The 11,789-nt window shown below is 62.1% G+C and carries 8 protein-coding genes and 3 pseudogenes; 4 read left to right on the forward strand and 7 right to left on the reverse strand.

Going from position 1 to position 11,789, the window contains the following annotated elements:
- Nucleotides 1-484 precede the first annotated feature (484 nt).
- The 4 genes and pseudogenes from EOA78_RS20710 to EOA78_RS37140 all read right to left on the reverse strand — a co-directional run.
- The gene (locus tag EOA78_RS20710) at nt 485-2,083 is read right to left on the reverse strand and encodes a BCCT family transporter (RefSeq protein WP_127316744.1); all 1,599 of its coding nucleotides are present in this window, start codon (nt 2,081-2,083) and stop codon (nt 485-487) included.
- A 389-nt stretch (nt 2,084-2,472) separates the two neighbouring features.
- The gene (locus EOA78_RS37130) at nt 2,473-2,625 is read right to left on the reverse strand and encodes a hypothetical protein (RefSeq protein ID WP_164783853.1); all 153 of its coding nucleotides are present in this window, start codon (nt 2,623-2,625) and stop codon (nt 2,473-2,475) included.
- Between the two features lie 68 nt (nt 2,626-2,693).
- A pseudogene (locus EOA78_RS37135) lies at nt 2,694-2,753 on the reverse strand (hypothetical protein); the annotation flags it as partial.
- A gap of 12 nt (nt 2,754-2,765) precedes the next feature.
- Nucleotides 2,766-2,870, reverse strand: a pseudogene (locus EOA78_RS37140) (transcriptional regulator); the annotation flags it as partial.
- Nucleotides 2,871-3,381: 511 nt separating this feature from the next.
- Between EOA78_RS37140 and EOA78_RS20720 the strand changes: the two are divergent.
- Complete coding sequence (locus EOA78_RS20720) at nt 3,382-5,250, forward strand: OmpA family protein (RefSeq protein WP_245477622.1); 1,869 nt, start codon at nt 3,382-3,384, stop codon at nt 5,248-5,250.
- Nucleotides 5,251-5,351: 101 nt separating this feature from the next.
- Here the strand turns inward: EOA78_RS20720 and EOA78_RS37145 are convergent.
- The 3 genes and pseudogenes from EOA78_RS37145 to EOA78_RS20730 all read right to left on the reverse strand — a co-directional run.
- Nucleotides 5,352-5,561: pseudogene (locus EOA78_RS37145) on the reverse strand (hypothetical protein); the annotation flags it as partial.
- 17 nt (nt 5,562-5,578) lie between these two features.
- A complete protein-coding gene (locus tag EOA78_RS20725; protein WP_164783854.1) occupies nt 5,579-8,020 on the reverse strand; it encodes an SAM-dependent methyltransferase in 2,442 nt (813 codons plus the stop codon).
- Nucleotides 8,021-8,031: 11 nt separating this feature from the next.
- A complete protein-coding gene (locus EOA78_RS20730; RefSeq protein ID WP_127316747.1) occupies nt 8,032-8,769 on the reverse strand; it encodes a protein-L-isoaspartate(D-aspartate) O-methyltransferase in 738 nt (245 codons plus the stop codon).
- A 942-nt stretch (nt 8,770-9,711) separates the two neighbouring features.
- Between EOA78_RS20730 and nuoH the strand changes: the two genes are divergently transcribed.
- The 3 genes from nuoH to EOA78_RS20745 are packed head-to-tail and all read left to right on the forward strand — an operon-like array spanning nt 9,712 to nt 11,768.
- Entirely contained in the window at nt 9,712-10,698 is a 987-nt protein-coding gene (nuoH, locus tag EOA78_RS20735; RefSeq protein ID WP_127316748.1) for an NADH-quinone oxidoreductase subunit NuoH, read from the forward strand.
- 23 nt (nt 10,699-10,721) lie between these two features.
- Entirely contained in the window at nt 10,722-11,288 is a 567-nt protein-coding gene (locus EOA78_RS20740) for an NADH-quinone oxidoreductase subunit I (protein WP_127316749.1), read from the forward strand.
- 39 nt (nt 11,289-11,327) lie between these two features.
- Nucleotides 11,328-11,768 (forward strand): CBS domain-containing protein, encoded by a 441-nt coding sequence (locus tag EOA78_RS20745; protein ID WP_127316750.1) that lies wholly within the window; start codon nt 11,328-11,330, stop codon nt 11,766-11,768.
- Nucleotides 11,769-11,789: the final 21 nt, after the last annotated feature.

Below are 11,789 nucleotides of genomic sequence, written 5' to 3' on the forward strand. Positions count from 1 at the left end.
ATCGCAGATGGAGTCATCCATATGATGGCTCTCTTTCAAGAGGGCCGATGAACGGACGCTTACTGGGCGGCCAGCCCGCGCGTATTTCTAGGCACGTGACTCGATGGTAGCCAGATTTCGAGCTCGAGCTAGCGAGCCATGCTGCCTCTCCGCGAATGCTGCTCACCGCCTATCATCGACCTTCGTCCTGCGGATGGGAATGGTCTGCATCGGGTGGGTGCGGAAGTTCCCACAACCACCGTCTACAGCAGGTTTTCGCCATGAGCTGTCATCGCCGCGCCAATCTCCGAACGTCGCGTTAGGGCCGAAGAACGAACCGGCAACTTCGAGGCTCGAATTATCAGAAGCGGACCTTTAGGCCGGCGCGGCATCGACGTGATCTGGCCCTAGTCGGACATTCCCTGTTCAAATGCATCTTTGTTCGAGCCGCCAATGCAGGTGATAGTGAGCCATCTCAAGATGGCTCACTAGTGTTGCTTCGCGCTTAACGAGGCTCCGTCCGCAGCACTTTCAAGGTGGCGTACATCATCAGCAAAAGCAGGATCGCGAACGGAAAGCCGGTCGCGATTGCGCCGGCCTGAAGTGCCGCAAGACCGCCACCGAGCAACAGCACGATCGCGACTAGGCCTTCGAAGATTGCCCAGAAAATGCGCTGGGCAACCGGCGCGTCAACCTTGCCGCCAGCTGTGATCGAGTCGATGACCAGCGAACCCGAGTCCGACGACGTGACGAAGAATACGATCACCAGCACGATTCCGATCAATGACGTCACAGGTGCGAGCGGCAGGTCGGCCAGCATAGCGAAGAGGGACAGCTCCGGCACATAGTCGACCACGGTCTGTTGCACGCCCGTGTAGCCTTCGGCCAAGAACTGATTCATGGCGGTGCCACCGAACGTCGTCATCCACAGGATCGACACCAGCGTCGGGATGATCAGCACGCAGACGAGGAACTCCCGCACAGTGCGCCCGCGTGACACACGCGCGATGAACATACCGACGAACGGCGACCAGGAAATCCACCACGCCCAGTAAAAGGTCGTCCAGCCGTGGACGAAGGCATCGTCACCGCGGCCGATCCAATTGGAGAGTGCTGGGAGATTCTTGACGTAGTCCACCGTGTTGGTGAAGAAGCCGGTCACGATGGCGAGCGTAGGACCCAGCACGATGACGAACAGCAGCAACAGCACCGCCAGAACCATGTTGAGTTCCGACAGTCGTTTCACGCCGGTATCCAGACCTGCAACGACCGAGCCAAGGGCGATGGCCGTGATGCCGATAATCAGGAGCACCTTCATCGTGTCGGTGTTGGGTACGCCGTACAACTCATTCAGCCCGGCTAGCGCTTGCGAAGCGCCGAAGCCGAGCGACGTGGCTAGACCGAACAGCGTCGCAAAGACTGCCATGATGTCGATCACATGGCCGGTCCAGCCGCGGATGCGCTCACCAAAGATAGGATAAAACGCGGAGCGGATAGAGAAGGGCATGCCCCTGTTGTAGGTGGCCAGCGCCAGTGAAAGAGCGACCACTGCGTAAATGGCCCAAGGGTGCAGACCCCAATGATAAATGGTCGCCGCCATTCCCATCTCACGGGCTTGCTCGGCTGCGCCTTCGACCAATACGCCGTCAACGATCGGGGGTGCGATGCCAAGCGGCGGATTGTTGAAGTGGTACATCGGCTCCAGCACGCCGAAAAACATCAACCCGATGCCCATACCTGCGGCAAAAAGCATCGAAAACCAACCGGTATAGGAGTAATCAGGCGTTGCCTCCAACCCGCCGATGCGCACTTTTCCAAGCGGCGAGACGACGACCACGAGGCAGAACAGCACGAACAGATTGGCCGCGATCATGAATAGCCAATCGAAGGTCGAGGTCAGCCATATTCGCAGGCCTTCCAGCGCTGGACCCACCGATTCCCTAAAGATCAAGGTGCCGATGACAAAGGCCACGATCGTCACGGCTGAAACGAAGAAGACCGGATTGTGAACGTCGAGTCCAAATATGCGGACGTTATCCTGCCCGGCTTCAAGCCCATGATCCATCAAACCAGTTGCGGCGAGTTCTCCTTGAATGTCAGACATAGTCCCTCCCTCTGTGCCAGCCCCACAACAGTTGAATTGCTGCAGACAACCTCCACCCTCCAGCGAAAGGTGACGCAAAAGCGACAGGACCAACTGTCTGAATGCGACCCTCTGGTCCGAGATCAAGACATGGGAGGCTGACGATGTGCAGGCAAAGTTCAGTGCTGTGGGCTGCGCCAAGAATAGCATCCGAGCGCCCCGAGGGTTGCCCCGTTTCGTATTTACAAATCAAGGGCTTGCAACCAGGCAGGGGGGGTCACCCTTCGATGCCGATTCACAAGAGGAAGTCACTGAAGCCGCGATTGGTTCGACGGATTGGCTTCTAGGAGAGTGGCGGAACGCCTGAAGGCACGACCAGCCGCCCAGGTTAATACAGCGCTGTCAGATGGTCATGCGGCGAAGCGCGGCTCCGGCAGGCCGCGCACGCCTACGTCGACCGCCAGTAGGGAGCCCGCCCAGGGCTGGCCGGCGAGCTGATCGGGTGATGAGTCCCAGATCGCCGTGGTGACATATAGCGTCGCCAGGTCAGGGCCGCCGAACATGCAGCTCGAGGGCCGCTGCACTGCAGCGCGACCACACGATCGACCGAGCCATCCGGGGCATAGCGGACCAGGCGCCATCCATCCCACTGAGCGTTCCAGAGATATCCTTGTTCGTCGATGGTCGATCCGTCCGGAGTGCCAGTAACCCGCGCGGACCCTTCGGCGAGCCGGGTCAGGATGGACCGACGGGTCGGATCGGCCAGCGCATGGAAAAGCAGCGAGAGATCGGGAACATGCTTAGCCATGATGCTAACTATCGCGCGATCTATCGGCGGCGCAAGAGAAAACTTCGTCAAGTTGCTAAGTTTTCTCTACCTAAGCTCGTCGAGCAGAGTAGGACCGCACAGGGGTTAGTGGTTCGACGTCGCTGCGGGCGAACAAAGTAGAACGGGGTCGCAAGATCATTATCAAAAGATCTGACCGTCATCGAGCTTTCCTGAAAGGCAAAGGTCGCTTGGACGTGGGTGCGAGATTGGCATTTTCCAGTGTCGCTCGCGATGCCATCCGCAGAGGTCCAACATTATTTTTCGTTCTTGAAGATCGATCTGATCATCGACAGCGGTCCGGTGAAACTCATCAAAAGCGTCTCCATTCCCGGCTGCGGCCGGTGAAGCGCCGCGCCCTGGACATATTCTCGACGGAAAAACGCCTCGAAGCGCCGGGATTGGGAACAATCTTACCTGTTTCAAGGTTGGGGATGCGCAAGGGACTGCTCTACGGAATCATGTCCAGATGAAACGCCATTTTCGGATTGTTGTGGGTGCCGCGGTCGGCCTCACATTGACACCTGCTCCGCTTCCCGCACTTTCGCGCGGCGCCCAGCCGCTCTCCGCACCCCTCATTCTGGCCCAAGCCCAGTTGCCCGAAGAGGAAGAGCTGCTCCGCAGGAAGAAGGGAAAGGGGGCCAAACGCGACGAGCAGCGGACTCCGCGGGCAGAAAGGCCGGCGCAGCGCGAGCGGGCCGAGCGGCCTGCGGCGCGGGAGCGCGAAGCCGTCAAACGGCGGGCCGCCGAACCCGAGGCCGCGATCACCGAGGAACGCCTGAAGAGGCGCAAGGACCGCGAAGCCGTCAAACGGCGGGCCGCCGAACCCGAGCCCGCAATCACCGAGGAACGCCAGAAGCGGCGCAAGAACCGCGAAGCCGTCAGACGGCGGGCCGCCGAACCCGAGCCCGCAATCACCGAGGAACGCCAGAAGCGGCGCAAGGACCGCGAAGCCGTCAAACGGCGGGCCGCCGAACCCGAGCCCGCGATCACCGAGGAACGCCAAAAGAGGCGCAAGGAGCGCGAGGCCGCCAGACAGCGTGCCGCCGAACCCGAGCCCGCGATCACCGAGGAACGCCAAAAGAGGCGCAAGGAGCGCGAAGCCGTCAAACGGCGTGCCGCCGAACCCGAGCCCGCGATTACCGAGGAGCGCGTGAAGCGGCGCAAGGAGCGCGAGGCCGCCAGACAGCGTGCCGCCGAACCCGAGCCCGCGATCACCGAGGAACGCCTGAAGCGGCGCAAGGAGCGCGAAGCGGCGATGCGTCGTCCCGAGAACGCCGCCAGGCTCTTCGACAGCGCCAAGGAAAAGCCGGTGAGGCGCAAGCCGGGCGGCGCCGGGTCGGACCAGCCCGCTGCTCGGGCCAGGGCCGAGCGGCTGCCCGAAAGCGACGCCGCGGCGCAGGCGCGAGCCTCGACAGATCCAGTGCAAATCGGCTCCGTCATTTCCGAGGAAGGCCGCCGCATCGAACGCCCGCGCAGGGAGCGTCCCGAGGTTCCGGAGGGCGCGGAACTTGTGCGCGAGGTCAACAATCGCTTCATCTTCCGGACCAACAATACCTATTTCATCGAGCGGCCCCGCGAGGAGCGCTTCATCATCGACGCGCGCGAGGTCTACTACGAGGAACTGCCGCGCAGCCGGCAGCGCGAGGTTGTGGTCCGTCCCGACGGGACGCGGATCGTCACGATCCGCAACCGCTGGGGAGACGTCGTCCGCCGCGTGAAGATCCTGCCCGACGATCGCGAGATCGTCCTCGTCTATGTCGAAGACGACTATTACGACGAGGTGCTGGAATGGCGCGATCCCGGCCTCGACTTGCCGCCGCTCGACCTCGACATTCCGGTTCGCGACTACATACTGGACGCGGAATGGGTTGAGGACCCCGAGGACTACTACACGTTCCTCGACCAGCCGCCGGTCGAGCAGGTGGAGCGCACCTACTCGCTTGACGAGGTCCGGCGTTCGGCGCGCATCCGCGACAAGGTCAGGCGCATCGATCTCGACATCATCAATTTCGAGTTCGGCTCGGCCCAGATCCCGGAGAGCGAGATCGGCAAGCTCGAAGGTGTCGCCGGGGCCATGCAGCGCCTGCTCAAGGAGAACCCGGGCGAGACCTTCCTGATCGAGGGCCACACCGATGCGGTCGGGGCGGAGGTGGCGAACCTGGCGCTGTCGGACCAGCGGGCCGAGGCGGTGGCGACCGCGCTGACCAACGTCTTCGACATCGCGCCCGAGAACATGGAGACGCAGGGCTATGGCGAGCAGTACCTGAAGGTTGAAACCCAGGGGCCCGAGCGCGAGAACCGGCGCGTCGCGATCCGCCGCATCACGCCGCTGGTCGCACCCGTGGCGAGCTCCGAATAGGCTCCCACCCTTGTTTTGAGCGTGCCGGGAAGCTAGCGCTAGACTAGCGCTCACCATTGCAACGTCGAGCGGGCCAAATAGACGACACGCATCTAGTCCGGTCACCGGATTAATTGACGCCGAGGAAATGGGCGGCGCTCGGGCGTGTTAGAGCTGGCGAAGACCTTGCCGGGCGGGCCGATCTCGTGGATGCGGCCTTCATGTATGAAGACGGCGCGGCTGGCAAGACGCATTGGGTGACCATCAAGATCGTTATGCCGTCGGCGGAGCACCTCGGCAACCAATTCGGGGTCAAGTGCGGAGGTAATCTGGCTAGCAGTGCAGAACTTCACGACTGGAAAGGGATCATGGTTTGGATCTTGAGCCGATTTCCAAGCAAGGCTGGGGCGACAAGATAAAGGACCACAGCGATCATCACGACGCCAGAGAACCCTACATGCATTGCAAGCAGGGTGGCGAGAATCGCACTCAGCACGGACGCACAGCCGTTGATTCCCCACGCCCAGGGAATGAATGTCTCCGAACGCGCGCCGACATGCTCGAGGCCGAGTGGAAACGGCATGCCCATAAAAAGAGCGAGCGGCGCTATGAGAAGAAGCGCGATCGCGATCTTAGCGGCGTCCGGGAACGCCAGCAGCCTTTCGAATACTGGGGGCAGCGCGAGAAGGTAGGTGGCAGCCAGGACCGCGATAACCCCGACAGCGAGGGCGATGCCGCGCACCGCCGACCCGCGCCCAACCACCGCGGCCCAGCGTGCGGCAACGGCGCTACCGAGACCGGCGAATGCGAGGAAGCCCGCAAGAACGACTGCGACAGCGTAGAACGGATGACCGAGGAACAGCACAAAGCGCTGGATGAAGGCGATTTCGATGAAGAGGAAGGCTAGCCCCAAGGCAAGGAAGTAGAGCCCGAAGCGCAGCCGGTGCAAAGCTTTCCCGAGCGCGTCTCTGCGAATCCATAGCGGCAGGAGGATCAGGACGGCGCTGAGGATGGCAGCCTGGACCAGAGTCGTCACGAGGATCAGGTAGCTCCAGTCGAGCATCGCTGCCCCGCCCTGGGTGCGAAGGGCCAGGAGTTCGGGCAGGGCGCGCCAGCGGAAGAAGTCGAAGAAATAGGGCCGATTGTCGGTGGCCGGTGCGATGGCAAACTTGTAGCGCTCGATGAAGTCGGCGCGCTCAGGGCTGAGGAGCGCGAGGGCTCCCTCGTAGAGATATTCCTGATCAAGCTGGTTGAAGTGGTTCACATCGCTCGCGGAGATGCCTGGCACCCAAGAGATGTCGAAGAAGTTCTCGGCCGCGAAGCTGCGAATGACCGCAATGTCTTCGCCTTTGAACGGCGACTTGGCGACGAGCAAAGTTGCAGTGTTCCAGCTCCTGATCAGCGCCAGGTGCCGGTCCGGCTCGGCCACGCCTTCCGCCTCGAGCGCTGCTATGGCGATGGCGAACAGCTTAAGGCTATCACGCGGCGGCACTCGCAGCCATCGTGTGATAGCGACGACACCATCTGGTCCGAGAATCGCGAGGTAATCCCGCATTGCCTCAACGGTATAGGTGTAATTTTCATGCAAGCTCTGCACGCCGGCCGCGGCCGCGCTGAAGGAATCGAGGAGCGGCATCTGGATCAGGTCGTAGCGCTCGCCAGCAGTCGCAGCGAAGGCGCGCGCCTCGGCCAAATGCAAGCGCAGGTTTGGTCGGCTGAAGATACCGCCAGCGAAGTCGGCGAAGCGATTCCGAGCCAGGTCGATCATTTGCGGGTTGACCTCTACCGCATCCACGGTATCGGCCCCGGCGCGCAGCGCCAGCAGCACCTGCTCGCCGCCCCCAGCGCCGAGGATTAGCACCCGCGGCCGCTCGAGGATGCGGTACGGCAGCGCCGCCGTTGTCCGGTCGAGATAGGCGACCTTCGCTGGATCGCCTCCATAGGCGGTGATCGCCGCAATACTGTCGCCATCGGTGAAGACGGCGAGTTGCGCAGGCGGCTCTTGGGTATTGGCAAGGCTGAGGCCAGGCGCATAACGGAAGGGGATGGTCGGACTCTCGACAACCGTCAGCAACCCGAGCGGGCTCGACCGCTCCTCGATCACCCGCGCGTTCGGAACCTCCAGGGCTATGCGGAGGCCCTTATACTGCGACATATGCGGCTCGGGGGCCACCCAGGACGGCGGTAGCGATACTGCAACGAACGCCGCTGCCAACCCAAGGCCGCCCGCTGCGAGCCACCGATGGCGGACCATGCCGAACGCGGCAAAGGCAGCCGCCGCGAATGCCAGTGCTGCAACGAAACGCAGCGCCGTAGATGGAAAGACCAGGAACAGGAGCCCGACGGTACCCAGCGCCCCGATCCCTGCGCCGACCAAGTCGAAGGCGTAGACGCGTCCGATCTGTCCGGGATGGCGGCAGAAAGCAAGGCCGACGCAGGTCGCGCCAAAGAAGAACGGCAGGATCAGAAGCGCATAGTTGGCCGCGAGCCAACCGAGCTGTCGCGGATCCCAGATGATCTCGAGCGCGTTGAACGGCAGACGTTCGGCGATGGCGAAGCTGGCGACCGCGGTCATGCCGAACAGCGCCGCCGACGCCGCGAAAGCAGCCGGGTAGCGCTCCACTAGCCAGCGCTGGGCAAGCGCAATGAACGTACCGCTCGCGCCGAAGCCCAAGAGCGCGATGCTGATGATCATGTAGGCAAAATGGTGCCATTGAACGATCGAAAACAATCGCATCAGCAGCAGTTCATAACCGAGAACCGCTGCCGAAATGAGACCGACTGCTAGCATGCGGCCCGCTCTCACCGGGAGGGACCTCCCCGCAGCGGAACGAAGCTCACCGGCAGCAGCTGCCGGGTCGTGATGCCTCCGTCTCGTCGCTTCTCGACGAGCATGAGAAACTGGGTGGCAAAGGGGCCTCCCACGGGGATGACCATCCGACCTCCTTCAGCGAGCTGCTCGACAAGCGGCGGCGGAATATGGCTGGCAGCCGCGGTCACGACGATACCGTCGAAGGGCGCGTGCTCAGGCCAGCCGTAGTATCCGTCGTCCACCTTTACCTCGACGTTGTCGAAGCGGGGCACCGCAAGTCGTGCCGCTGCCCTCTTGCCCAGCTCCGGGATAATCTCGATCGAGTAAACCTTGGCGGCGAGGGGCGACAGGACGGCTGCCTGATAGCCCGAGCCGGTGCCGATCTCGAGGACGGTGTCGCCAGGCCGGACATTGATCAGGTCGGTCATAAGCGCGACGATAAAGGGCTGCGAGATCGTCTGACCGTGCCCGATCGGCAGGGGCCGGTCATGATATGCCGCGCCGCGCTGCGCCTCGGGTACGAAACGCTCGCGCGGCAGTGTGCCCATCGTCTTGAGCACCGCCGGATCGATGCTGTGTGCCCCGGAGCGGGCGTGTCCCTTTATCGTCTCGATCATGGCCGCACGCTCGGCTGCGCGGTCCTGAGTGGACGCGGATGTCGAAACGAAGGCGGCAGCACTCGCGACAAACGCGGCCAGCAACGCTCGGCACTGGGCTAGAGCACTCATGAACCTCTCCTGGCCCACGGCGTTGAGAACAAAGGCGGCGGCCTTTTGAAGCAAACGCTGCTCTGATCTCACACCAAACATGTCGCGGCACCAGGTCCGGATCAACCCCGTTGGAGGTTGGTGGTGCGTCAGAAGGCGTCTTCCGCCTCAGGCGGCGACCGCAAATGGGACGGCAAGCAGCCTGACCGCATTACGCATCCTTCACGGATACCAAGGACCTCGCGGTTACCTGCCTGCAAGTCCGCTATCCCACTTATTGCAGCCTCGCTTCACCAGGTTTGATTCCAGGACCGGTCGGTCGCCGGGGCGTGACTGCGAAATGGTACACAGCTCGTGACACACTAAACTACTGAAATTGTTGAGTGAGAAAGCTGTGAACTAAATCCGGTCAGTTGACAGGTTCGGAGAATAACCGCCCAAAGAGAGCGGCGAGGCCATTGTGCCCAAGGCGGTAAGTTCACAGCTTTGCGCGTGGGCATTCTTGCGGCTGCGCTGAGGTCGGAGAACGTTTTGCGCGGTGGCGCTGGCGGAGGGGAGGGAACTCCAATCCAAAATTCTCCGTGCGCCGGCAAAACCGGCGGGCGGTAGCACTTCCACTCGGTGCGCCAGCACACCGCATCGCCGACACCATCGCTCTTGGAGCGAATTTCTTCATCCCCCTGCCAGCCGTGGCGCGCGGATCATTTCGGCTTCGCCGGAGAGCGTGGCGACCCACGCCGTCAGCTAACCACTTCTCGCGACGCGATAGAGGGGCAAAGAAAGCTTTGCGACAGAGCCCGTTTGGGTCCCAAGCGACACACACACCGTGGCCAGCAACGGTAAGACCGTGATACCATTGCACAAGTTGCGTCGCCGCCGGCAGACTGCCGTTCCCGCGAAGCCGGACAAGCGCAAGTGCTCAGTGTCGTAAGTCTCAACCCGTTGAACAAGTAGCTGCGGATTATGGAACTTGTCTTCGCCCTTGGCCTGATCGCCTTCAAGGTCGCGTTGCTGATTGCGATCCTGCTGCTGCTGCCCTTGCCGCTGACGTGGCTCGAACGCAAGATCGCCGGGCACATCCAGCAGCGGATGGGGCCGATGCGCGTGGGGTGGCACGGGCTGCTGCAGCCGGTGGCGGACGGCATCAAGCTCTTGACCAAAGAGGACCACATCCCGGCCGAAGCCGACCGCTTCCTGTTCAAACTGGCGCCGATCCTGGCGCTCGCCCCGCCTTTCGTGGTGTTCGTCGCGATCCCCTTCGGCGAAAGCGTCTCGGTCCTCGGCGCCGAGATCACGCTCTACGTCTCCAACATGAACGTGGCGCTCCTTTTCGTCTTCGCGGTGATCGGGATCGAGGTCTATGGCGTCATCTTCGGCGGCTGGGCCGCGAACAGCAAATACGCGGTCCTGGGCAGCCTCAGGACTTGCGCGCAGATGATCAGCTACGAGATCCCGATGGGGTTCGCGGTCATCGGCGTGGTAATGCTGGCGCAATCCATGAGCCTGCTCGAGATCGTGCGGGCGCAGGCCGATGTCTGGAACATCGTCTACCAACCGGTCGGGTTTTTCGTATTCTTCGTCGCCGGGCTGGCCGAAGCGCAGCGCATTCCATTCGACCTGGCGGAGGCGGAAGGCGATCTGGGGGCCGGGTTCCATACCGAATACAGCGGCATCCGCTTTGCGTTCTTCATGGTCAGCGAATACGCCGTCATGCTGCTGGTGTCGGTCCTGTCGGTCATCCTGTTCTTCGGCGGCTGGAACGGCGTGCTGATTCCGTTGCCGCCGCTCCTCTGGTTCGCGCTCAAGGTCGCGTTCTTTCTCTATGTGTTTATGTGGTTCCGCTTCACCTTCCCGCGCTATCGATACGACCAACTGATGGCGATCGGGTGGAAAGTCTTGCTTCCGCTGTCACTGGCGAACATAATAGTAACAGGTGTTGCTTTCCTTTGAGGGCCACTCCAAGCGAGGCGGCGATGTCGCGCGCACTGCACATAAGTGGAACATGGATCGGCTGGGCATTCTTCGCCGATCTAGCGGGCGCCTTGGCGCTGACCTTCGGCTACATGTTCTCCAGATCCGTGACCATGCAGTATCCTGACAAGGAAAAATGGTTGCCCTATTCGCGTTACCGCGGGCATCACTTCCTGACGCGCGACGAAGAGGGCGAGATCAAGTGCGTGGCCTGCGAGCTCTGCGCGCGGATTTGTCCCTGCGACTGTATCGAAGTCATTCCCTACGAGGACGAGAAGGGCAACCGGCATCCAGCAAAATTCGAGATCGACATGGCCCGCTGCCTGTTCTGCGGGCTGTGCGAGGACGCCTGCCCGGCCGACGCGATCGCGCTTGGCCAAGAGTTCGAATTCTCGAGTTTTTCCTCGCGTGACCTGGTGGTCGGACGTGACGATCTGCTCGGCAAACCGGGCAAGGCGACGACCGGCGGCGGTGTGGTCGCGGCGCGCCTGAACACCGAACAGGACGTCCTGGTCGAGACGAGTGAGCCGCAGGGATACAACTGGTGGCGGAATATCCGCCGAACGTGAACGCGCGGTAGCCGTCAAGCCGGAGCACAGGAGGCTCAGATGCTTGTCTGCCAAATCTTGAAGACCAAATCTCCCGAGCTCATCTCGGTCACACCAGATCAGACGGTCGTAGAAGTCCTGCGGCTGTTTCGGGACAACAACATCGGATTCGTGGTCGTCAGCCGTTCGCCCGGGGAATGCCTGGGCACGCTGTCGGAGCGGGACTGCTGCTATGCGGTGGCAGAATACGGAATCGAGGCGCCCACAATGCGGGTCGCCGACATCATGAACCGCAGTGTGGTGACCTGTTCGACACAGGATTTGCTGCCCTTTGTGATGTCGCTCATGACCGACCGACGCACGCGCCATGTGTTGGTCATGGACGGCGACGCTTCTGTCGGCGTGGTGAGCATCGGCGACGTGGTCAAGCACCGGCTCGACGAATTGCTCCGTACCGAGCAAGCATTGAGCGATTACATTGCCGGGACCCCTTATCACTGAGGATACAAACCCGGGGGAGCC

Source organism: Mesorhizobium sp. M5C.F.Cr.IN.023.01.1.1, assembly GCF_003997585.1.
Taxonomy (GTDB): domain Bacteria; phylum Pseudomonadota; class Alphaproteobacteria; order Rhizobiales; family Rhizobiaceae; genus Mesorhizobium; species Mesorhizobium wenxiniae.